This is a genomic window from Candidatus Omnitrophota bacterium, from assembly GCA_034717435.1.
GTDB lineage: Bacteria > Omnitrophota > JAUWXU01 > JAUWXU01 > JAUWXU01 > JAYELI01.
In genome coordinates this window covers 1-22824 of sequence record JAYELI010000058.1, presented here as the reverse complement: position 1 = coordinate 22824, position 22824 = coordinate 1, and the positions used below count along the sequence as shown (strand labels likewise).

Annotated in this window: 22 protein-coding genes; all 22 read right to left on the bottom strand. The window is 42.4% G+C overall.

The window, feature by feature from the left end; all coding sequences use genetic code 11:
- Positions 1 to 157: 157 nt before the first annotated feature.
- Complete coding sequence (locus tag U9Q08_05180; protein MEA3329095.1) at positions 158 to 1210, bottom strand: 3-isopropylmalate dehydrogenase; 1053 nt, start codon at positions 1208 to 1210, stop codon at positions 158 to 160.
- On the bottom strand, positions 1203 to 1694 hold the full coding sequence (locus U9Q08_05175; protein MEA3329094.1) for a 3-isopropylmalate dehydratase small subunit: 492 nt from the start codon (positions 1692 to 1694) through the stop codon (positions 1203 to 1205). Before U9Q08_05175 ends, U9Q08_05180 begins: the two co-directional genes overlap by 8 nt.
- Before the next feature lie 19 nt (positions 1695 to 1713).
- Entirely contained in the window at positions 1714 to 3372 is a 1659-nt protein-coding gene (ilvD, locus tag U9Q08_05170) for a dihydroxy-acid dehydratase (protein MEA3329093.1), read from the bottom strand.
- A 235-nt stretch (positions 3373 to 3607) separates the two neighbouring features.
- Positions 3608 to 4519 (bottom strand): thioredoxin-disulfide reductase, encoded by a 912-nt coding sequence (trxB, locus tag U9Q08_05165; GenBank protein ID MEA3329092.1) that lies wholly within the window; start codon positions 4517 to 4519, stop codon positions 3608 to 3610.
- The gene (trxA, locus tag U9Q08_05160) at positions 4512 to 4847 is read right to left on the bottom strand and encodes a thioredoxin (protein ID MEA3329091.1); all 336 of its coding nucleotides are present in this window, start codon (positions 4845 to 4847) and stop codon (positions 4512 to 4514) included. Before trxA ends, trxB begins: the two co-directional genes overlap by 8 nt.
- An 11-nt stretch (positions 4848 to 4858) precedes the next feature.
- Positions 4859 to 5632, bottom strand: a complete 774-nt coding sequence (locus U9Q08_05155) for a sulfide-dependent adenosine diphosphate thiazole synthase (GenBank protein MEA3329090.1) — start codon at positions 5630 to 5632, stop codon at positions 4859 to 4861.
- Positions 5633 to 5713: 81 nt separating this feature from the next.
- Positions 5714 to 5884 (bottom strand): 4Fe-4S binding protein, encoded by a 171-nt coding sequence (locus tag U9Q08_05150; protein ID MEA3329089.1) that lies wholly within the window; start codon positions 5882 to 5884, stop codon positions 5714 to 5716.
- 194 nt (positions 5885 to 6078) lie between these two features.
- Positions 6079 to 7410, bottom strand: a complete 1332-nt coding sequence (locus U9Q08_05145) for a 3-isopropylmalate dehydratase large subunit (GenBank protein ID MEA3329088.1) — start codon at positions 7408 to 7410, stop codon at positions 6079 to 6081.
- Positions 7411 to 7506: 96 nt separating this feature from the next.
- A complete protein-coding gene (locus U9Q08_05140; GenBank protein MEA3329087.1) occupies positions 7507 to 8007 on the bottom strand; it encodes an N-acetyltransferase in 501 nt (166 codons plus the stop codon).
- A gap of 26 nt (positions 8008 to 8033) precedes the next feature.
- Positions 8034 to 9635, bottom strand: a complete 1602-nt coding sequence (locus tag U9Q08_05135) for an ABC transporter ATP-binding protein (GenBank protein MEA3329086.1) — start codon at positions 9633 to 9635, stop codon at positions 8034 to 8036.
- 128 nt (positions 9636 to 9763) lie between these two features.
- Positions 9764 to 10594, bottom strand: coding sequence for an ABC transporter permease (locus tag U9Q08_05130; protein MEA3329085.1), 831 nt, complete (start codon positions 10592 to 10594; stop codon positions 9764 to 9766).
- The gene (locus tag U9Q08_05125; GenBank protein ID MEA3329084.1) at positions 10587 to 11573 is read right to left on the bottom strand and encodes an ABC transporter permease; all 987 of its coding nucleotides are present in this window, start codon (positions 11571 to 11573) and stop codon (positions 10587 to 10589) included. The genes U9Q08_05130 and U9Q08_05125 overlap by 8 nt, the downstream gene beginning before the upstream one ends.
- Positions 11574 to 11585: 12 nt before the next feature.
- Entirely contained in the window at positions 11586 to 13211 is a 1626-nt protein-coding gene (locus U9Q08_05120; GenBank protein ID MEA3329083.1) for a peptide-binding protein, read from the bottom strand.
- Complete coding sequence (gene secG, locus U9Q08_05115) at positions 13204 to 13506, bottom strand: preprotein translocase subunit SecG (protein MEA3329082.1); 303 nt, start codon at positions 13504 to 13506, stop codon at positions 13204 to 13206. The genes U9Q08_05120 and secG overlap by 8 nt, the downstream gene beginning before the upstream one ends.
- Before the next feature lie 8 nt (positions 13507 to 13514).
- Complete coding sequence (tpiA, locus tag U9Q08_05110) at positions 13515 to 14267, bottom strand: triose-phosphate isomerase (GenBank protein ID MEA3329081.1); 753 nt, start codon at positions 14265 to 14267, stop codon at positions 13515 to 13517.
- A 64-nt stretch (positions 14268 to 14331) separates the two neighbouring features.
- Entirely contained in the window at positions 14332 to 15513 is a 1182-nt protein-coding gene (locus U9Q08_05105) for a phosphoglycerate kinase (GenBank protein ID MEA3329080.1), read from the bottom strand.
- Between the two features lie 146 nt (positions 15514 to 15659).
- Positions 15660 to 16664, bottom strand: a complete 1005-nt coding sequence (gene gap, locus U9Q08_05100) for a type I glyceraldehyde-3-phosphate dehydrogenase (GenBank protein ID MEA3329079.1) — start codon at positions 16662 to 16664, stop codon at positions 15660 to 15662.
- A gap of 363 nt (positions 16665 to 17027) precedes the next feature.
- Entirely contained in the window at positions 17028 to 17960 is a 933-nt protein-coding gene (fmt, locus tag U9Q08_05095; GenBank protein MEA3329078.1) for a methionyl-tRNA formyltransferase, read from the bottom strand.
- 135 nt (positions 17961 to 18095) lie between these two features.
- Positions 18096 to 20099, bottom strand: coding sequence for a primosomal protein N' (priA, locus tag U9Q08_05090; GenBank protein MEA3329077.1), 2004 nt, complete (start codon positions 20097 to 20099; stop codon positions 18096 to 18098).
- 196 nt (positions 20100 to 20295) lie between these two features.
- A complete protein-coding gene (locus U9Q08_05085; GenBank protein ID MEA3329076.1) occupies positions 20296 to 20994 on the bottom strand; it encodes a uracil-DNA glycosylase in 699 nt (232 codons plus the stop codon).
- Positions 20991 to 21377: a PilZ domain-containing protein gene (locus tag U9Q08_05080; protein MEA3329075.1), complete on the bottom strand. Its 387-nt coding sequence runs from the start codon at positions 21375 to 21377 to the stop codon at positions 20991 to 20993. Before U9Q08_05080 ends, U9Q08_05085 begins: the two co-directional genes overlap by 4 nt.
- Positions 21378 to 21632: 255 nt before the next feature.
- Positions 21633 to 22688: a lipopolysaccharide heptosyltransferase II gene (gene waaF / locus U9Q08_05075; protein ID MEA3329074.1), complete on the bottom strand. Its 1056-nt coding sequence runs from the start codon at positions 22686 to 22688 to the stop codon at positions 21633 to 21635.
- Positions 22689 to 22824: the final 136 nt, after the last annotated feature.

Sequence of the window (22824 nt, the reverse complement as noted above, 5' to 3'; positions counted from 1 at the left end):
GAAGGATCTCCCATAAAACCGTGTTTTCTGAGATTCTTCGGCCTTCGGCCTCAGAATGACCTTTTTAGCGTTATTATTTTTAATTTCGGTTAAGGTGTGCACTTTTAAAACATAAATCGTCTAAAAATTTAGTTCAACAATTTAACAGTTTAGCAATTTAGCTGAGATGTTTTACCACCAGGTCTCCGACTTCGCTTGTCGAATAACCCATCTTTCCAGCTGACAGGCCTTTTAATTTTTCACTGGTAACTTTGATAACTGATTTCTCAACCAAATCAGCGGCCTTTTTCTCCCCCAGATGCTCCAGCATTATCTGGCAGGCGGAAATAGCGGCCAGGGGGTTGATAATATTCTTACCGGTATATTTTGGCGCTGAACCGCCGATCGGTTCAAACATCGAAATTCCTTCCGGGTTGATATTACCGCCGGCTGCTATCCCCATTCCACCCTGGATCATTGCGCCGAGGTCTGTAATTATATCTCCGAACATATTATCAGTAACAATCACGTCAAACCACTCGGGGTTTTTGATCATCCACATACAGGCAGCATCAACGTGGGTATAATCAGTGGTAATATCCGGATAATGCTGCGCTAGTTCAATAAACGTTCTTTCCCATAAATTCCAGGCATAGGTCAATACATTGGTCTTGCCGCAAAGAGTCAATTTCCTGGCCTCGTTTCTTTTTCTTGTATATTCAAATGCATAGCGGATGCAGCGCTCAACACCTTTTCTGGTATTAACTGACTGCTGAATAGCTATCTCCTGAGCAGTTCCTTTGTTTTGAAAACTACCTTTACCCACATACAGGCCCTCGGTATTTTCTCTAACTACCACAAAATCTATATCCTCCGGCTGTTTATCCTTTAGTGGAGTCCAGACGCCGGGATATAATTTAACCGGCCTCAAATTTATATACTCCTGGAGTGAAAACCGTATCTTAAGCAGCAACCCCTGCTCCAGTATTCCCGGCTTTACATCAGGATGCCCCACTGCGCCCAAATAGATAGCATCCATTTGTTTAAACTCTTCTATTGCTGAATCAGGCAGGATTTCTCCTGTTTTCAGATATCTTTCTCCGCCAAAATCATAGGTTTTGGTCTCATATTTAAAGCCGGCAATACCGCTAACCGCTTCTAAGATTTTTAACCCCTCCCGGATAACCTCCGGTCCTGTTCCATCACCCGGTATTACCGCAATCTTATGCATCAGGCTTCCTCCGTATCCATTCCATTAGTCCTCCAGCTTGAATTATGTTTTTCATAAATTCCGCAAATGGTTGTGAATTAAAAGACAGTCCCGCAGTCAGGTCATTGACCAGGCCTTCGGAAATATCAATTTCTATCTGGTCTGCCTGATTTATCTTTTTTGCCCCCCGGCATTCCAAAATAGGCAAGCCTATATTTATACAGTTACGGTAAAATATCCTGGCAAATGATTCGGCAATAACACAGGCTATCCCGCACCCTTTTATGGCCAGAGGCGCATGTTCTCTCGATGAACCGCAGCCAAAATTTTCACCAGCCACAATGACATCTCCCTTTTTCACCTTTGCGGCAAAATCTTTATCAACGCCTTCCATGCAATATCTGATTAATTCACCCGGATCAGTAGTGTTTAAATACCTGGCCGGAATAATATCATCGGTATTGACATTATCTCCAAATGTCCACGCCTTGCCTTTTAGTTTCAATTTCCTTCTCCCTGAAACATCATTCAAAAACAGCGCCGGTATTTGCTGACTTTACCTGTTTTGAATAACGGTACATATATCCTTTAGTTATGTTCAACGGAGGTCTTTTCCATTTTTTAAAACGCTGTTCTATTTGCTGATCAGTTAATTTTATATTTAACTTTTTATCAGGAATATCAATTTCGATTATATCGCCCTCTTCTACAATTCCCAACGGCCCTTTTTCAGCTGCCTCAGGAGAGATATGGCCGATAGCCGCTCCCCTGGTGCCTCCGGAAAACCTGCCGTCAGTAAGCAGGGCAACATCCTTATCCAGGCCTACCCCTGCTACTGCTGAAGTCGGACTAAGCATTTCTCTCATTCCCGGCCCGCCCTTTGGCCCCTCATAACGGATCACAATTACTTCTGCCTTGTTAATCTTACCATCTAAAATCGCCTTTACTGCATCTTCTTCTGAATCATAAACTCTTGCCGGGCCTTTGTGCCTTAGCATTTCTTCGGCCACCGCTGATTGCTTGACAACCGCGCCATCCGGCGCCAGGTTTCCAAATAAAATCGCCAACCCGCCGGTAGAATGATAAGGGTTATCCATGGATCTGATAACCTCATCATTAACTATTCTCATACCCCTTATGTTCTCCCCTATTTTCTTTGCGCTGACTGTTATTTCATCTAAGTTCATTAAATTCCTTTTTGACAATTCATTCATAATCGCGCTCACGCCTCCGGCTGAATTCAGGTCTTCAAGGTGATATGACCCGGCCGGAGACATATTGCAGATATGGGGCGTTTTGCCGCTGATCTGATTAAATTTCTTTAAATCCAATTTAATCCCGGCTTCATTAGCAATAGCCGGTAAATGCAGAACCGTGTTAGTCGATCCTCCAAAAGCCATGTCTACCGCAATAGCATTTTCAAATGCTTTCGGAGTCATAATATCCAGGGGCCTGATATTCTTTTTTACCAGGTGCATTATCTTCATGCCTGCCTCTTTGGCCAAAATCCTTCTGGCCGCATCCACCGCCGGGATCGTACCGTTGCCGCTAAGCGCCATTCCCAATACCTCGCTCAAACAATTCATCGAGTTGGCGGTAAACATACCGCTGCAGGATCCCGGGCCGGGACAAGCAGTATTTTCTATCTTTTTTAACTCCTCTTCGGTTATCTGACCGATCTTTAACTTTCCTACGCCTTCGAAACAGGTGATCAAATCAATGTGTTTTCCGTTTAAATGGCCGGCGAGCATTGGGCCGCCGCTAATAACTATGGCCGGTATATTAAGCCGGGCAGCAGCCATTAACATACCGGGCACAATCTTATCGCAATTCGGTATCAAGACCAGACCGTCAAAAGGATGAGCCATCGCCATTATTTCCACGGAATCGGCAATCAACTCCCTTGAACCCAGTGAATACTTCATCCCCTGATGCCCCATCGCAATACCGTCACATACGCCGATCGTACAAAATTCCATTGGCGTACCCCCGGACATCCGAATACCCTGTTTTACCTCTTTGGCAATATCATCAAGATGAATATGGCCGGGGACAATTTCATTAGCTGAATTGGCTATACCAATTATCGGCTTAGAAAGATCTTCATCGGTATACCCCATTGCCTTAAAAAGACTGCGATGAGGAGTACGGTCTATTCCTTTCTTCATCATATCCGATCTCATCACTCTACTCCTTTTATAATAACATTTTTATAACTAACGGTTGATCACACAGATTTTTATTCGATTACACAGAAACGTCATTGCGAGTCTCACCGAAGGTGAGACGCGGCAATCTCTTTTTGAGAGTGCGAAGCCTCTCCATAAGGGGATTGCTTCGGCTGGCTTCCGCCGGCAATGACAGCTTTGCTGCCATCTGTGTAATCTGCTTTTATAATCTGTGTAATCATAACATATTTTATTTAGGTAGACTTTCCAGATAACGCAATGCAGCTACAGCCGCAACCGCGCCTTCACTGCAGGCGGTAATTATCTGACGCAGTAACTTCTTTCTGCAATCTCCACAGGCATAGACCCCGTCAATCGAAGTTTTCATATTTTCATCAGTAATTATGTAACCTTGCTCATCCATATCTATAATACCCTTCAAAAAATCCGTACCGGGCTGGAAACCAACATAAATAAAAACAGCCTGGGAGGGAATTTCTTTAATCTCACCACTCTTTAGAACTTTAACTTTTATCTTATCTACTTTATCATTACCTATAATTTTCCTGACCTCAGCCTGCCAGAAAAAATCTATTTTCGGATTAGATTTGGCCCTTTCTTCTAATATCTTATCGGCTCTTAAGGCATCACGACGATGAATTACCGTTACCTTTTTTACATACCTGGTTAAAAACAATGCTTCTTCAATCGCTGTGTTGCCGCCGCCCACAACTACTACATCTTTTTCTCTAAATAACGGGCCATCACAGGTAGCGCAATAGGAAACACCCTTCCCGGATAGTTTTTCTTCTCCTTCAACCCCTAACCTTCTTGGATTGGCACCGGTAGCTATAATTATCGTTTGAGCAGTATAGTTCTTTCCATTTTGTGTTGTTATATTTTTTTGTTTTGTAATTCCTGTTATATTATCAGTTACGATTTCTACCCCAAAATTCCTGGCCTGCTCTGCCATACCCCCCATTAACTTAATCCCGGAAATAGGATCGGAAAAACCGGGATAGTTTTCAATAACATCAGTGGTCAACGCCAATCCGCCGGGCATACCTTTTTCAAGCAAAAGGGTTTTAAGTCCTCCTCGAGAGGCATACAGACCCGCGCTTAGTCCCGCAGCACCGCCGCCTAAGATAATAAGGTCATACATACGGCTTAATTTTTGCTTCCAGTTCGGCCTTAGGCACAACCCCTATAATTTTTTGCGCTATCTTGCCATCTTTAAAAACAGCCATGGTGGGTATGCTCATAATCTCGTATTCTATGGCAGTATTGCGGCCTTCATCTACATTTAGCTTGCAGACCTTCAGCTTTCCCTGATAATCAGCAGCTATTTCTTTGACTATCGGGCTGATCATAATACATGGTCCGCACCAGGGAGCCCAAAAGTCTACCAGCACCGGAAGGTCTGATTCTAATACCTCTTTTTTAAAGGTTTCATCGTTTAAATTAATTTCCATTTCTCTCTCGGTCTCCATTTCTTCCTCCTTTATATTCTCTTAGTTATCAAACGCGCTGCCTTTTCTCCTGAAAGCAGCATCCCGCCGAAGATCGGACCCATCCGGGGGGCACCATACACTGCATTGGCGGCCATACCCGCTACATAGAGATTGGGGAAAATTTCTGCTGTATTTTTTAATATAGCTTCTTCCCCTGCCTCTGCCCACATCGGTTTTTCGCCCAATACTTTACCGGTCTCGGTATTTAAGTTCACATCCATCTTGTTTTCGATAAGCCTGGCTAATTCAGACCCATGGCCGGTAGCATCTATGGTGAATTTAGCGCTGACAGCTATCGGGTCAACATGAAAACCGGCAATGTCCACTGCGCTCCAGTTAATTACTACACCTGCTACCTTCCGGTGCCTTATCATTACATCTTCCACGCTCATCAGGTTAAAAATTTGAACACCCGCCTTTGCGGCTTTGGAGCACAAAGTAGAAGCTGTTTCAACAGCATCTGCCAGATAATATCCTTTCTGATATAGCGTTGAATTAATTCCAAACTGATCCAGGATATGTTTGGCCTTTTTTTGGACCACTATCTTATTAAACATTATCCCGCCGCCCCATATTCCGCCACCGATACTCAACTTTCGTTCAAACAAGACTACTTTTAATTTTTTTTTGGCCAGGCGATAAGAGGCCACCAGTCCTGCCGGACCAGCACCGGCAATAACTACATCTGTTTGCAGCCCCTTCTTCAGCTTCTCCGAAAAGCTGTCAATAATGGCCTTAGATATCACCACCTCATCGAGCTTCATACTCCATTCTCCTGTTTATAATATTGTTAAATTGTTATAGCAATTTAACCATTTAGCAATTTAGCCATTTAGTAATTGTTGTTATTTCATACTGATCGCCTTCTTGGGGCATTCGTCAACACAGGTTCCGCAGTCCACGCATTTCTCAGGGTCTATCACTGCCACATCGTCCATGGTAATTGCTTCTACCGGACAGACCTTAACACAGGCCCCGCACGCATTACATTTACTTGCATCTACTTTTGCTGACACAACCTTCACCTCCATTCATATTTTATCTTAACTAAAACTATTGAAATATGCTCCAAAGTTCCTTTTAGAACTTTATCGCGAAATTAATAGAAATTTATTGAAATTTGTTGCCCTAACTTAACAACCTATTGCTATTTATTTCTATTAATTTCAATGAAACTCTTTTTTGAAACTCTTCTTATTTCTATGTATTTTTACATCACTTCATCAGGATGACTGATTTTTCCTCTAATTGCTGAGGCCGCGGCTACAGCAGGATTAGAAAGATAAACCTCGCTATCTAAATGCCCCATTCTCCCGCGAAAATTCCGATTAGTAGTAGATATCGCCCGTTCACCTTCAGCTAAAATACCCATGTGTCCTCCCAGGCAAGGACCGCAAGTAGGGGGTGTTATCACTCCGCCGGCCTGGATAAATATCTCAACCAATCCCTCTTTTAAGGCTTGCTGGTAAATATGCGGTGTAGCCGGGATTACAATCAACCTTAATCCGGGATAAACCTTTTTTCCTTTTAAAAGCTGAGCCGCTATCCTGATATCCGAAATCCTGCCATTGGTACAAGAACCAATTACTGCCTGATCTATCTTAATATCCCTCAGTTGGCTTACTGGTTTTACATTACTGGGAATATGAGGGCAGCTAACCTGCGGCTCTAGATTACTCAGATCATACTCTTTTACCTCACAATAAGTTGCGTCCTCATCACTTTTTAATTTAGTCCACAGTCCATAGTCCATAGTCCGCGGTTTCTGTCTGTGGATTATGGACTGCCTGTCCTGAGCAAAGTCGAAGGATCGGCTATTGACTTCGTTGATATAACCAAAGGCCGTTTCATCCGGTTCTATAATCCCGCTTTTTGCGCCTGCCTCAATAGCCATATTACAAATAGTAAATCTGTCGTCTATTCCCAGGCCTTCTATTGTATTTCCGGAAAATTCCATAGCCTTATACAACGCCCCGTTGACACCGATATCCGCGATAGTAAAAAGAATAATGTCTTTGCCTCCTACCCATTTTCTCAATCTACCACGATAGGCAAACTTGATAGTCTCCGGAACTTTAAGCCAGACTTTACCGCTGATCATGGCAGCCGCCAAGTCTGTGGAACCAACACCAGTAGCAAATGCGCCTAAGGCACCGTAAGTACAGGTGTGAGAGTCTGCCCCGACAACCAGCTCTCCCGGCAAAATCATACCCCTTTCAGGAAGGAACGCATGCTCTATCCCGCACCTTCCTACTTCATAATAGTGCTTTATGGCCTGATGTTCAGCAAAGTCCTTTAATACCTTGCACTGGTTAGCGCTTTTTACGTCCTTAGCCGGGGTAAAATGGTCGGGGATAAGAGCAATTTTCTCCCGATTAAAAACTTTCTTCGCGCCTATTTTTTCAAACTGCTCAATAGCCAAAGGCCCGGTAATATCATTGGCCAGACAAAAATCAATATCAGGCATAATAAAATCACCGGGATGAATTTCTTCCTTTCCGGCGTGTTTGAACAATATCTTTTCAGTAATTGTCATTCCCATAATATACTTATATACCAGATTAGCTTTGGGCTATGAGCTATGAGCTATGAGCTATGAGCTTTTTAGCACACAGCTCATAGCCCACCTGTGTTTTTTTCAAAAGGTTATCGTCATCGCCGTTTCATCGCAATTAGGAAATTTCGGGCATTTTATGCACTCACTCCAGATTTTATGGGGCAGTTCGGATTTATCTACTTTCCCAAAACCGTATTTTTCAAAAAATCCGGCTTCATAAGTCAAGGCAAAAACCTTTTTTATTCCTATTTTTTTTGCTTCTTTTAAAGCACCCTTAAGAAGCCGGCTGCCAATCCCCTTTTTCTGTCCGGACTCCCAAACAGCCAGGCATTTTATTTCAGCCAGGTCCTCCCAGAACATATGCAGGGCAACACACCCGTAGATTCTCCCTTTTTCTTCGTAAACCAAAAAATCCCGGAGATTTTCATACAATTCGCTTAATGACCTGGCCAGCATTTTATCCTGGCCCGCGAAATGATTAACCAATTTGTGAATCTTAGTGATATCGCCGATTTTGGCCTTTTTAATCATTATCTGCACATTATATACCACCGCCGCCTGAAAAGCAAATTCTTCATACACGGATATACGCGGATTTACTACGGATTTTATCTTTTCAACCTGGGCATACTCTTAAGAAGAACCCGGGTATAAGAAGCCTGAGGATTCCTAAAAAGCTCACCAGTCGCTGAAGCCTCCACAACCTCACCCTTATACATCACAAATACATCATGACACATACATTTCACTATTGAAAGGTCATGGGCAACCAAAAGGTAAGTAAGGCCCAATTTTTTCTGGAGACGAACCAATAATTTTAAAATCTCCATCTGGGTTGAAACATCAAGCGAAGATACAGGTTCATCCAAAATCAGGACTTCGGCGCCGACAGCCAAGGCCCGGGCCAGAGCGATTCTTTGTTTCTGGCCGCCTGAAAATTGATGAGGGTATTTTAACCTATCTTGATATTTCAAAGCTACCATTTCTAAAAACCTTTTAAAGATCTTGTTTTCGTCAGCTCTGCCTAAAACCAAAGCTCTCCTGCCTTCCAAAACAATATCTTTCATCCGCATTCGGGGGTCTAAAGAATTGTAAGGGTCTTGAAAAACTATTTGCATCATTTTTCTGACAGACTTTGGTTTATCCTTTAATGCCTGGCCGATCGGCATACCCTTCAGGAGTATCTCGCCCCTATCCGGTTTAATCAGGCCAATCAACATCCGGGCAAGGGTGGTCTTGCCGGAACCTGATTCGCCCACCAACCCCAATGTCCTGCCTCTTTCTAACTTAAGATTCACGCTTTTAACAGCTGATATCGAATCAACTTTCCTTTTCGTTAATCCTCTTTCTATAGAAAATGACTTAGAAACATCTCTTGCTTCAATGATAACCCTTTCTTCCTGTTGGGGTTTATAAGATATCTCAATGCTTTTTTTTAAAGCGGCTTCCAGCAATTCAGCGGTATAAGAGCAAGCAGGCTTTCTTAGTACTTCCTCTACTAAGCCCTGCTCAACGATCTCACCCTGCTCCATTACCAGCAGCCTGCCGGCCACATCCTGCACTATCCCTAAATCATGAGTGATAAACAAAACGGACATTTTAAATTCTTTCTTCAATTCTAAAATCAATTTCAGGATCTCCGATTGAGTCGTAACATCAAGAGCAGTAGTCGGTTCGTCGCAAATCAAAAATTTGGGATTAAACGCTAATGCTATGGCTATCATCACCCTCTGTCTTTGGCCGCCTGACAATTGATGAGGATAATCGTAAAAGACTTTTAAACCGGCAGCAATTCTAACCCTGTCTAAAAGCTCCAGCGCCCTTTTCTTTGAAGCCCGGACATCTAATTCTTGATGAACGCGAATAACTTCTTGAATCTGTTCGCCAATACGCATTATCGGGTTTAAGGAAGTAAACGGCTCTTGGAATACCATGCTGATCAGCCTGCCCCGCACCCGGCGCATTTCTGCTTCAGAAAGTTTAAAAAGATCCCTCCCTTGAAAAATTATTTCTCCTTCTTTTACTTGAGCTTCCCGGGGTATAAGCCGGATAATAGAAAGAGCGGTAACGGTCTTTCCGCATCCTGATCTGCCGGCCAAACCCACGATTTCATCCTGGCCAATGCCGAAATCAATACCCTTGACTGCCTCGGTTATGGTCCGGTCAGATTCGAAATAAACCTTTAAATTTTTAACCTCTAATATATTCATCTTAAATGACGACATAATCCCGAAGTTTCGGGATTATTTATCCGAATTTATTCCGATAGCAGCAAGAAAATTTAGAATAAATTTTCGCAGCGCTTTGCTGCCGGAATATTTTATGCAATTAAAGATTTTTATAGGTTATTTGTACCCGCTTGTCTCCGCAACTTGGGATTTAATGCGTCTTTCAATCCCTCACCCAACAGGTTAAATCCTAAAACAGTAACTAAGATTATGAACCCGGGGAAAAGAATCAACCACCAGGCAACACCTAACGTAGCCCGCCCTTCCATCAGTATATTTCCCCAGGTAGGAGTCGGCGGCTGCACGCCCAATCCCAGAAAGCTTAAACCTGTCTCGATCAAAATTGCTGCTGCCACGCCAAGCACAAAACTTACCAACACCGGGCCTATGCCATTAGGAATAAGATGCCTGAGGATTATCTTGAAATGACTCACGCCAAGAGCCCGGGCAGCAAGGATAAACTCCCTTTCTTTCAGGCTCAAGATCTCTGCCCGTATCAACCGGGCCATCCCCATCCAACTGGTTAACCCGATTATAACCATAATGTTATAGATATTGGGTCCGACGATCGCAATTACCGATAGGATTAAAAAAAATGACGGAAAACAGAGCATAATATCGACAAATCTCATTATTAAAGAATCTGTCCTTCCTCCGAAATAACCGGCCAGAGACCCCAAAGCTACTCCTATTATCGCTGCAATACCCACTGCCACCAGACCGATCGAAAGCGAGATGCGCGAACCATAAACTATCCGTGAAAACACATCCCTGCCTAATTGGTCTGTTCCCAGGATATGCTCCCCGGATGGTCCCATAAGCGCATTTTTGATATCAATCGCCGCAGGATCATAACGGGCTATTGCCGGCGCGAAAATCGCTATCAAGACCAAAACCAAAATTACAATCCCGCCAAATATTGCCAGGCTGTTCTTAAGCATTTGCTCTCCGTCCTACCCTGATCCGGGGATCAACATAGAAATATGTAATGTCAGCCGCTAAATTCGCAAGCAAGGTTAGGATTGCGCCGATTACCAAGACCGCCATAACAACCGGGTAATCGCGCGCCATAACAGATTGATAAAAAAGCTGTCCCATTCCCGGAATACTGAATATCGTCTCAAAAATTACACTTCCTCCAATAAGCCCGGGAATAGAAAGACCTAAAATAGTTATAATCGGTAAAATCGCGTTTTTTAAGGCGTGCCTGTAAAGAACGTCTTTTTCAGGCAGTCCCTTTGCCCGGGCTGTCCGAATAAAATCTTCATAAATAACACCGAGCATACTCTGGCGCATATAACGCGAAATACCGGCAAGCCCGCCAAAGGACGAAACCAAAACAGGCATTACCAGATGACGCCCGAGGTCTATTACCTTTCCCAATAAGCTAAAATTTTCGTAGTCTAGAGATTTTATTCCCGCAACAGGAAACCATCCCAGTTGAACGCTGAAAATAGACATCAATATCAAAGCGAGCCAAAACCCGGGAGTAGCAAACCCGACAAAAACAAAAAGTGTCGTCATTTTATCGAATAAGGAACCGCGCTTTACAGCGCTGATTACCCCGATAGGAACAGCTATTAGGAAAATAAGGACCATCGAAAGTATGTTTATTAATATTGTTATGGGAAGTCTTTCGAAAATCTTTTTTATAACCAGTCTTCCGTCAACAAACGAGTTTCCGAAATCAAACCTGACAAGTTTTTTTAACCAGATCATATATTGGATCTGAACAGGCTTATCCAGATTGTATAACTTTATTAATTTCTCTTTTGCCTCAAATGAAACCTTGGGGTTAAGCTGGGTCATTAAATCCGTGGGTTTACCGGGAGCAAGATGAATAATAGAAAATGAGATGAGGGTTATACCGATAAAAACAGGTATTAGGCTGAGTAATCTCTTAAAAATATAACTAACCATAGAACATAAAGGTTAATGAAGATAGCGCTGTTCTGTCTTTGGAACCCACCAGTCTATGAAATTGTACCCGATGCCGATCGGGGCCGGCTCTACTGCCTTAAATCTCCTGTGCACTGCCGGTAGGGCATCAGCAACATATAAAAACAGATAGGGTTGGTCCTGATACAAAAGTTGATGAATCTGATGATAAACCCTGCCGCGTTTTTTTTCGTCAAATATCCTTCTGCCTTCTTCCAGTAAATTGTCAACTTCAGGGTTACAATAACTTACGAAATTAAATTCGCTCTCTTTGGTCTTGGACGAATGCCAGATATCAAAACAATCAGGATCCCGGGAAAGCGACCAGCCTAACAGCACGGCTTCAAAACGCTTTTTATTGACAAATTCATTCAAAAACACAGCCCATTCGAGAATCCGGATGTTAACCTTTATTCCGATCTCTTTTAATTTTCTCTGGATAATCTCTGCTGTACGGCGGCGTCCATCATTGCCTTGATTACTAAGTATGGTAAACTCAAACCGTTCACCGTTTTTATCGAGCCATCCGTCAGCATCGCTGTCCTGCCAGCCGGCCTGGTTTAAAAGCTTCTTTGCTTTTTCGGGATCGTAAGGAATGACTTCGATATTTTTATTATAAGCCCATGATCCGGGGACAAAAGGCCCGGTGCAAACTCTGCCTAACCCCAGAAGAACACCATCAATTATTTCCTGCTTATCTACCGCGTAATTTATTGCCTGCCTGACCTTTTTGTCTTTAAACTTTTCATCCAGCAGGTTATAACCCATATAGGTATAACCAAAAGACGGATACCTGAACTTTTGAAATCTTTTCTTAAAAACTCTTGTATCGGTCTGCCTTTTATATTGAAGGGGACTAAGCCCCATATAGTCAATACCTTGAGTCTGAAGCTCAAAAAACATCGTGGTTTGCTCAGGAATAATTTTATAAATATAACCGTTTATCCACGGCCGGTGTTCAAAATACCGGTGATTTGACTCCAGGTCAATTTTTTCCCCGGACCTCCATCTTTTAAATTTATACGGCCCTGTGCCGACAGGACAACGGGAAAATGAGGTAGTAACCAAGTTGGAATTTTTAAGGAGGTGCTCAGGCATAATAGCCATGCCCCAGCTGGCCAGCGCAGGAGCAAAAGGCTCCTGGTATTTTACCTTAACTGTATAATCATCAATAAGTTGTAAATATTCTATCTTTTTAAAGTCTCCCCCGTAAGGAGTCGGTACATCAGGGTCGACAAGTTTTTGATACGTAAATCTTACATCCCGGCTGGTAAAGGGCTGTCCATCGTGCCATTTAACGCCTTTCCTCAAGTGGAAAATAATAGTCAGGCCGTTATCTAAAATATCCCAGCTTTCGGCAAGATCTCCGATCAGTTCTATGTTTTTATTGTATTTCACCAGGCCGTTAAAAATTAAACCAACCACATTACCCGAAGCGCTATCAGTGGCTAAAATCGGAACCAATGTTCTTGCGTCTGCGATAGACGAGGAAACAAATGTATCGCCGTAACAAGGTGTTTCCTCGGCAAATCCATCATTAAAGCTGCTGAATATTAAAAAAAATACCGCTAATAGCGGTAAAATTTTCCCTGCAATAACTATACCTGACTTTTTAATCACTGCTGGGTGTTTCGTCTAATTGTACTTCTCCCTGCTCAACATCTTCCATCAATGAAACTTTTCTATGAGAAGAAAGTATGGTTAACCCAAGACAGGTTATGATGAAAAGAATTGCGCAAACAGAGGTAGATTTAGTTAGAAAAGAACTTGTTTTTGTGCCGAATATCGAGTCAAGCGCTCCTCCTCCGCCGGTAAAAACATTAGAAAGCCCTGCTCCCTTGCCCGCCTGAAGAAGTATTACTCCAATCAATACCAGACAAGCGATAACATGTAAAGTGATCAAAATAGCATACATTTTTCAGCTCACGCTCCCTTCGCAATTTGAATAAACGCTTCTGCGTTTAAGCTGGCGCCTCCTACTAAGGCGCCGTCTATATCTTCCTGAGCCATCAGTTCTTTAATGTTGTCTGGTTTTACGCTTCCGCCGTACTGTATTCTTACTAACAAGGCAGTATCCAGGTCATACTTTTCTTCCAATAACGTCCTTATGAATTTATGGACTTCCCCGGCCTGGCCGGGGGTAGCGGTTTTGCCCGTTCCTATAGCCCATACCGGCTCATAGGCGATAATTGTATTCAAGATCTGGTCTTTGGTTATCTCGACAAGTCCGTTTTCAACATGGTCTTTTACCACCTCGAGGGTCTTGCCATCCTCTTTTTCCTCCAACCGCTCTCCGACACAGACTATCGGGATAAGACCCGCGCTTAAGACAGCCTTTACTTTTTTATTGACTGTATTATTTGTTTCATTAAAATATTTTCGCCGTTCTGAATGCCCGATAATTACAAATTTACAGCCGACATCCTTTAGCATCAAAGGAGAAACCTCACCGGTATAAGCGCCTTTTTCTTCCCAGTAAACATCCTGGGCGCCAAGCATTATATCTGAACCTGCAAGCAGTTCACCTGTCTCTCCCAGCGCTGTAAACGGCGGAGAAATCCCTATGTCAACAGCATCTGTCTGATAAAGAGACCTCTTAAGAAGATTGACCAGACTGACAGCCTCGTTTATTGTCTTATGCATCTTCCAGTTTCCCACGATTATTGGTCGCCGCATTTTTCTCTCCTCTACAGGCTTACGCCTGTAGTATCTGACATTCCCCACACGTAAGTGCGGGGTACTACTTATCTTGTAATGCCGCAATTCCGGGCAGTGTTTTACCCTCTAAATACTCCAATGATGCACCACCGCCAGTAGAAACATGGGACATTTTACCAGTAAGACCTAATGCTGTTATGGCTGCCGCTGTATCGCCGCCGCCTATCACCGTGGTAATATTCAGGCCGGCCAGAAAACGGGTAATTTCTTCCGTGGCCCTGCTAAACTTCTTTATTTCAAATACACCCAGAGGCCCGTTCCAGAGAACTGTTCTGGCATTTAATAGATGTTTTTTGAATTCTCTGGTAGTCTTCGGCCCAACATCCAGGCCCATCCAGCCATCAGGTATCTCCTGACCTACTATTTTTACATCTGCAACCTGCTCAACTTTCCGGGCTATTAGATTATCAACAGGTAAAACCAGCCCGATACCCTTCTTCTCTACCTTTTGTAAAATATCTTCAGCCACCTTCACCTTATCAGCCTCGAGCTTCGAATTACCAATCTTAAGACCCTTGGCGGCATAAAAAGTATAAGCCATGCCTCCGCCGATTAAAATTGTATCTACCCTATCCAGTAAATTATCTATCACCCCTATTTTATCGGAGACCTTTGCTCCGCCAAGGATTAATACAAACGGCCTCTGGTTAGACTTAAGTATTTTCTCAAAATATTCTATTTCTTTCTCTACTAAAAATCCCGCGGCCGCTGGAAGAAATTTCGCCACCCCGGCGGTTGAAGCGTGGGCCCGGTGACAAGCACCAAAGGCATCGTTTACATAAATCTCGCCAAGGCCGGCTAATTGTTTGGCAAAACCTTCATTATTGTCCGTTTCTTCTTTATGGAAACGAAGATTTTCAAGAAGCATCACGTCCCCTTCTTTCATGTCATTAACTCTGTCTTTAACTGAGCGGCCGATACAATCGTCTAATTTCATAACTTCTCTGCCGAGTAACCCGCTGAGTCTTCCGGCCACCGGCGTAAGCCTCATTTCATTCACTATCTTACCTTTAGGCCTTCCGAGGTGACTGGCTAAAATAAGCTTCGCATTGTTCTTTAAAATATATTTTATCGTCGGTAAAGCCGCCTGAATCCTGCTGTCATCTGTGATATTAAGGTCTTTATCCAGGGGAACATTAAAATCCACCCGCATCAAGACCTTTTTATTTTTAATATCAATATCTCTGATGGTCTTTTTATTCATCTTTGCCTACATGAAACTACTAAGAAATTTTCTTAAACGCAGATTCTCGCAGATCTAACGCAGATGGTCGCAGATGCTTCCGACAATAAATCTGCGTTGGATTTGCGTATATCTGCGTTAAAATCTTCTTTTGAAACTATTTATTTTTACTTTTTAGAAACATACTCAATTAAATCTACAATCCTGCAGGAATATCCCCATTCATTATCATACCAGGAAAGTATCTTTACCATATCCCCGAATACAAATGTCTTATCGGCGTCTACGATTGAAGAAGCGGGGTTTTTCTTAAAGTCTATAGAAACCAACGGCTGTTCACAAAGCTCTAAAATGCCTTTTAACTTCTCCGATGCTGCTTTTTTAAAAAGACCGTTGACTTCTTCTTTGGTTGTTTCTTTGCCGGTTTGAATTACGACATCAACTATCGAAACAGCAGGTGTAGGCACCCTTATAGCCAGCCCGTCTAATTTACCTTTTAACTCCGGGATTACAAGCCCGACTGCTTTTGCTGCACCGGTAGTGGTCGGTATCATATTAACGGCAGCTGCTCTTGCCCGTCTTAAGTCACTGTGAGGAAGGTCTAATATCTTCTGGTCATTAGTATAAGAATGAATAGTGGTCATCAATCCTTTTTTTACGCCAAAAGAATCCTTAATTACCTTTACCACCGGAGCTATACAATTTGTAGTGCAGGAGGCATTAGAGATTATATTATCTTTTTGCGGATCATACACCTCTTCGTTAACACCTAATACTATAGTGGTCATCTCGCCTTTAGCCGGAGCTGAAACTATAACCTTTTTCGCGCCTGCTTTTAGGTGCATACCCGCCCTTTCAGTATCACGAAATATGCCTGTTGACTCTACAACTATATCTACTCCCAGCTTTCCCCAGGGAAGCTTAGAGGGGTCTTTTTCTGAAAAGACCTCAAGCTCTTTTCCGTCAACTAATATTCCTTGAGATTTTGTTTGAATATCATTTTTTAATATTCCAAAATTGGAATCATATTTTAACAGGTGCCCTAAGGTCTGGGCATTTGTGATATCATTTACAGCTACAAATTCTATATTTTTCTCTCCCATCTCCAAGGCTGCCCTAAACACTAATCTTCCAATCCTTCCAAAGCCATTAATTCCGACTCTTATGCTCATTCCTCCTCCTTGCTTTTACGCCTTTGTATTGTTAATCTTATAAACACCCGTTTGACTTCACTATTATATCTATAATAGCTGAATTGTCAAGAAGCTTATCTTTTATCTTTAATAAACGATTTTTCTATATTTCTCTGCATAAAAGTGTAATTTGTGATGCCCTTCTGTTAAAAGTAAGGTTATTTAGAATTTTATCTACTGAATATCTACATTTTAAACATTTATTTCTGAAAGGACGTTTAAAGTTGCTATATTTAATAGATTTTACCTTAAATCGGTTTCTTTCCAAGAGGTTAAGAATTTCTTTCACTGAATACTGTTTATGATAAAATTCATAACACATATCGATATTTTCAGATAAAGTTATCTCAATTTCCGGCCGGGAGCTAAGCTGTAACCTCTAATAAACTCAACAGCCCCCATTCTCTTTTTGCCTTCGATCTGTAGTTCGGTTATCAATAATACGCCTTTGCCGGCTGAAACCACCAGGCCCTGATCTTTCTTAACTTCTATTATCTCACCGGGGCTATAACGCTTGATCATCGACAATGGGTTAACCTTCCAAACTTTAAGTAACTTTCCATCAATATAGGTAAACGCACCGGGTTGAGGGTCCATTCCCCGAATAAAATTATAGAGTTCATCGGACGGCTTTGACCAATCTATCCGGCCGTTTTCCTTCTTAAGTTTTGGCGCATAGGTAGCGGATTTTTCATCCTGGAAAAGTGGGGATAGTTCACTTTTATCTATCGAATCAACGGCCTTTAACAAGATATCAGCACCCAGAACAGCAAGTCTCCGGCTTAGAGAACCGGCTGTATCTTCGGCCTCGATTTTTACCTTCTGGCTGGCCAGTATCGGGCCCCTGTCCATATACTCATTCATCTCAATAATGCTTGCACCTGTTTCTTTTTCGCCGTTAATTATAGCCCAATTAACCGGGGCAGCCCCCCTGTATTTTGGAAGTAAGGAGGCATGAAGATTAAGAGCGCAGTTCTGAGGAATATCCAATATTTCCTTTGGTAAAATCTTTCCGTAAGAGACAACTATTAAAAGCTGCGGGCTATATTTAGAAATATCTTTGATAAAATCGTCATTTTTAATATCTTCCGGCTGGTATATAACCAAAAAGTTTTCTAAAGCAAGTTTCTTTATAGACGAAAAACCGACCTTTAACCCTCTTCCCTTTTTTCTATCTGATTGAGTCACCACTGCTGCAACTTCATGCTTAGAGCTAACTAGCGCCTTAAGCGACGGCAAAGCAAATTCACTGGTGCCAAAGAAAACTATTCTCATTTAGATAACTCCCTTTCGTTATGCGTTATGCGTCTTGCGTTATGCGTTGTGCGCAAAGCGCAAAGCGCAAAACGCATAACGCACAGCGCATAACGCACAGCGCACTACGCACAACAAATTAGTATTACATCGTCACTAAAGCATGTTCATCGGATCAACATCTACTTTAAAAATAACCCCGCTGGCTGGTTTAAACTTCTTTAATTCCTGATGCAAAAATTTATTGATCAAGGCTATCTCTTTACTTTTGAACATGATATGCCATCTAAAATTCCCCCGCAGTTTCGGCAAGGGCAATGAAGCGGGGCCGATAATTTTTATGCCTTTCGGTTTTGTCTTTCGCAGCATCTTGGCTAAAACTCTGGTTGTCTTGATTACGCTCTTTTCAAGACTCCCGCGAAATATCAGATTAACCAGATGGCAGTAGGGCGGAAATTCAAGCTCTTTACGCGAAATAATCTCCTGGTTATAAAAGGCATCAAAATCATACTGGCTGGCTGTGCGAATGCTGTAATTGTCCGGATTATAGGTCTGAATTACCACTTCGCCTTTTTTTAGGCCCCTTCCTGCCCTTCCTGCTACCTGCGTCAAAAGCTGAAAAGTGCGTTCGCTCGACCTAAAATCAGGCAGGTTCAAAGTCATATCTGCTGAAACCACGCCCACCAGAGTTACCCGGGGAAGATGCAAACCTTTGGCAATCATCTGAGTCCCCACCAGGATGTTAACCTTGCCTTTCTTAAATTCTCCCAATATCCTTTGATGACTTCCCTTTCGTTTTACAGAATCGGTATCCATGCGGCTGATATCTGCCTGGGGAAAGATCCTGGCCACCTCGGACTCAACCTTCTGGGTTCCAATTCCGAAATAACTCAAGTATCCTTTCTTGCATTGCGGACAAATTTTACCGGTTTTCTGCTGATAACCGCAGTAATGACATATTAAACTATCTTTATGAAAATGATAGGTTAAAGGAACATGGCAGGATTTACATTTTAAAACATAACCGCAGTTTTTACAATTTACGAAAGTAGAAAAACCTCTTCTGTTCAAAAACAACATTACCGTTTCATCTTTAGCCAGCCGGGCACTTATTGACTGCCCCAGTACATGAGAAAACATTTTTGTCTTGCCCTTAGGGCTAATTTCTTTTCTCATATCCACTATCCGGGTAGACGGAGCTGCTGCATCTTTTATCCGGCTTTTCAGTGTAACGAGTTTATAAACACCTTTTTTAGCTTTATAATAGGATTCTAAGGATGGCGTAGCGCTGCCTAAAATAACTACTGCCTGAGAAATCTTTGCTCTGGCTATAGCCGCGTCCCGGGCATGATAACGGGGAGAATCATCCTGCTTATAAGAATTTTCGTGCTCTTCATCAACTATAACTATACCTAATCTTTTAACTGGTGAAAAAACCGCGCTCCTCGTTCCGATAACTATAGCTGCCTTGCCGTCTTTAAGGTTTTGCCACTGGCGAAATCTTTCCCCGGGTGAAAGATGGCTGTGAAAAACAGCTACTTTATCACCGAATCTGGATTTAAAATGTTCCACGGTCTGAGGGGTCAGGGAAATTTCAGGAACTAAAACAATGGCGGATTTACCCTGTTTAACGGCATGCCTAATGGCCTGAAGATAAATCTCGGTTTTTCCGCTGGCAGCAATGCCAAATAATAAAAAGACATTGAATTGATTATCGCTTACGGCTTTAAAGGTTAAGTTTAAAACCTGCTGCTGCTCTTCGTTGGGCCTTAAATCCAAAGTCTTTAGACAGGCCTCTTCCGAAGAGGACATTCTGGTTTTAATTTTAACTTTTCCTTTTCTCAGCGGCCCGGGAATAGCAGCCTCAATAGCCTCACCCCAGGAACAAAAATAATACTCACTCATCCATTTGGTCAATTTTAAAAGGTCAGGGTTTAAGACAGGGTCTGTATCTATCATCTCGCTGATATTTTTAAGACGCCTTATGTCTGATTTAGCCAGAAAACCCACTATATAACCGATCAGCCTGCGATTCCTAAAAGGAACCCACACCCTCTGGCCTACTTTTATATCATTGGCCATACCTTCGGGAACCCTATAATGCAATGGCCCCTTAAGTGGTAAACCTATTGCTATCTTGGCAATTCTTTTCTTGGTCATATTATTCATCTATCTATGCAGATCCTAAACATGGATATTAAAATTCGAATTATTCAAATCTCTAATTAACCTAATTGCTCTAATTTCTAATCAATACCCAATTCCCAATACCCAATGACCAAATTTTGTTATTGGCTGTTGGGTCATTGGTCATTGGGGTTTATTTAGGTTAATTAGAAATTAGAAATTAGTTATTTTAATCAGTTATTTTACTAATTTCATTTCTTATTTTCTTCATATCTTCCCAAACCTCTCTTTTCCCGGAAGGGTTGCGGAGCAAGTAAGCAGGATGAAATGTGGGCATTACCTTTATGCCATTCCAGGTATGAAATTCTCCCCGAAGCCTGCTTATTGGTTTTGTGGTATCAAGCAAGGTCTGGGCGGCAAATTTACCCAGAGCGCAGATCACCCTGGGCCTGATTATTTCAAGCTGTTTCATAAGATAGGGATAACAGGCTTTTATTTCATCCGGGGCAGGATTGCGATTAGAAGGCGGGCGGCATTTTAATATGTTTCCTATATAAACATTTTTGCGTTTAAGCCCGATAGACTGGATAATCCTGGTTAAAAGCTCACCGGCTCTTCCGACAAAGGGAATGCCCTGCCTGTCCTCCTCAAAACCGGGAGCTTCTCCTACAAAAAACAGTTTCGCATTCTTACTACCCTGTCCAAACACAACCTTAGTCCTGGTATCATGCAAACCACATCTTTTACAGCTAAGTACCTTTTTAGATAAATCCTCCAGCCTTTCCCGGCCTGCCTCTTCAATAAAACCGGGCTTTCCGGGCTGTTTCAAGATAAGTTCATCTATCCCGAATTCCTTTTCCGCTTTAATGAAACCCTTGATTTTTCGGACAACACCCAAGAGTTCGTCCCGTTCTGTCGAAGTAATCATTTTTGCACCCCGGGCAGGTCATCATAAATAACACGGTGTATCCGCTGATATACGAACTTAGATATTCTGTTTCTATTAAAAGGTTTTATCTCGACAAACTTAACTCCGATCTCAAAATAATTCATTCCCTTACTCCGGCGAAAAGTGCTTTTCTTTATCCAAACCACCTGGCCCAGGGCTTTAATCGGTTCTTGGCCATCCGGAATTTCTATCTCCAGGTCTAATCCTGCACCTTTCTTTAACTTTTCCTCAACCGGAAACTTGATGCCTCCGCCGCTAATATCCCGGCTTAAAACCCTGCTTGGCAGCTCAGATTTTTTCAACACCCTATAAGATATCTTTATAGAAGCGTCAAGCCTGACAAATTTCCGCCGCTCTTCCATGATCTATTATACCCCCTTATGTTCTCGTCATTCAGATTATGCTGTAATTAGCAAATAACGCGCCTGTTGTGTCATACTCCGTCTTGCAGACTGTGTCGTAACTCATTTTGTCGTATACTGATACACAATATATTATAGCTGCCCAATTTATTGGGCGCTCTATGCTGTGCCTGATAAATCAGGCAGCTACGTTATGACACAGTCTCTTGACCGGAGTATCCAGGCCCAACGATATACTATGTCTGGATTACCCGGTCAAGCCGGGCAATGACGTCTTAATAGCTTATTAACCTCTTCGGCGACCTCTTCAACAGTAATCGCCTTAAGACATTTAAATCCCTTCCGGCAATTATGAGCCAGGCATTGCTTACAGCCCACGTCTTTGTGCAGCACTACATCTTTTTCTCCGGTCGGGCCCCACCTAACAGGGCTAAGACCGGCCTGATTTCTGCCAAAAATAGCTATCACCGGCGTGCCTACTGCGCTGGCTATGTGCATCGGGCCGTTATCATTGGTGATAAACAAACGAGAAGCTTGAATTACCCCCGCCAACTCCTTTAAATTTAATTGACCGCATAAATTCACTATCGGTAGTTTTACATAACCAGATACTTGCCTGGCAATATTCTTGTCAGCCGGGCCGCCGATCATGATCACTTTAATATTATCCAGCATACTCAATCTATCGCTTAACCGGGCAAAGTTCTGAGGCAGCCATCTCTTGGAAGAACAGCTTGAACCGGGATGAATGGTTATTAAATTATCGCCATTTTTGAATCCGTTTTTTTTTAAGACCTTGCCGGCAAATTGTTTATCCTTTTCAGCTACAGGCATAAAAAGGGTCCTGTCAATTTTTTTAATTCCAATAAGTTCGGTCAGGTCAAAATTATATTCCAGTTCATGCTTCTTACCCAGATGTTTTTTATCTTCTATTGAGCCGGTCAATAAAAATCCGCATTTTTTCCTGTAGCCGATACGGGAAGGAATGCCGGCTAAAAACGAAACTATATGGACCCGGTTGGTGGGATGCAAAATTAGAGCCAGATCAAATTTTTTTCTTCGTAAACTAAGAGCAAACTTAAGCGTTCCCCGCCAGCTCTTATGGACACCGTATTTATCATAGACAATGACCTCATCTAAATAAGGATTGCCAATTACTATATCTTTCGTATAAGGCCTAACCATAACAGCAATATAGGCTTGCGGAAACGCCTCGCGTACGGCCTTAATAACCGGGGTAGATAGGACAACATCTCCGATTCGGTCAGTGCGAATTATTAATATCTTTTTAATCTTTGATTTGTCAATCATTTGTCCCTATCGTCATCCTGTGATTTAACCCTGGATTAATTATTTCCAGGGCAGGCCACAGGATCCAGTAAAATATCGTTGTTCTGGATTCTGCGGTCAAGCCGCAGAATGACAATGTATTTCTATTTATTTCAAC

Bases quoted from the DNA above. Each gene is read 5' to 3' on its own strand.
- U9Q08_05180 (MEA3329095.1), bottom strand. From the start codon at position 1,210: ATGCATAAGATTGCGGTAATACCGGGTGATGGAACAGGACCGGAGGTT.
- ilvD (MEA3329093.1), bottom strand. From the start codon at position 3,372: ATGAGATCGGATATGATGAAGAAAGGAATAGACCGTACTCCTCATCGC.
- trxB (MEA3329092.1), bottom strand. From the start codon at position 4,519: ATGTATGACCTTATTATCTTAGGCGGCGGTGCTGCGGGACTAAGCGCG.
- trxA (MEA3329091.1), bottom strand. From the start codon at position 4,847: ATGGAGACCGAGAGAGAAATGGAAATTAATTTAAACGATGAAACCTTT.
- U9Q08_05155 (MEA3329090.1), bottom strand. From the start codon at position 5,632: ATGAAGCTCGATGAGGTGGTGATATCTAAGGCCATTATTGACAGCTTT.
- U9Q08_05145 (MEA3329088.1), bottom strand. From the start codon at position 7,410: ATGGGAATGACAATTACTGAAAAGATATTGTTCAAACACGCCGGAAAG.
- U9Q08_05135 (MEA3329086.1), bottom strand. From the start codon at position 9,635: ATGAATATATTAGAGGTTAAAAATTTAAAGGTTTATTTCGAATCTGAC.
- U9Q08_05130 (MEA3329085.1), bottom strand. From the start codon at position 10,594: ATGCTTAAGAACAGCCTGGCAATATTTGGCGGGATTGTAATTTTGGTT.
- U9Q08_05125 (MEA3329084.1), bottom strand. From the start codon at position 11,573: ATGGTTAGTTATATTTTTAAGAGATTACTCAGCCTAATACCTGTTTTT.
- secG (MEA3329082.1), bottom strand. From the start codon at position 13,506: ATGTATGCTATTTTGATCACTTTACATGTTATCGCTTGTCTGGTATTG.
- tpiA (MEA3329081.1), bottom strand. From the start codon at position 14,267: ATGCGGCGACCAATAATCGTGGGAAACTGGAAGATGCATAAGACAATA.
- U9Q08_05105 (MEA3329080.1), bottom strand. From the start codon at position 15,513: ATGAATAAAAAGACCATCAGAGATATTGATATTAAAAATAAAAAGGTC.
- gap (MEA3329079.1), bottom strand. From the start codon at position 16,664: ATGAGCATAAGAGTCGGAATTAATGGCTTTGGAAGGATTGGAAGATTA.
- fmt (MEA3329078.1), bottom strand. From the start codon at position 17,960: ATGAGAATAGTTTTCTTTGGCACCAGTGAATTTGCTTTGCCGTCGCTT.
- priA (MEA3329077.1), bottom strand. From the start codon at position 20,099: ATGACCAAGAAAAGAATTGCCAAGATAGCAATAGGTTTACCACTTAAG.
- U9Q08_05085 (MEA3329076.1), bottom strand. From the start codon at position 20,994: ATGATTACTTCGACAGAACGGGACGAACTCTTGGGTGTTGTCCGAAAA.
- U9Q08_05080 (MEA3329075.1), bottom strand. From the start codon at position 21,377: ATGGAAGAGCGGCGGAAATTTGTCAGGCTTGACGCTTCTATAAAGATA.
- waaF (MEA3329074.1), bottom strand. From the start codon at position 22,688: ATGATTGACAAATCAAAGATTAAAAAGATATTAATAATTCGCACTGAC.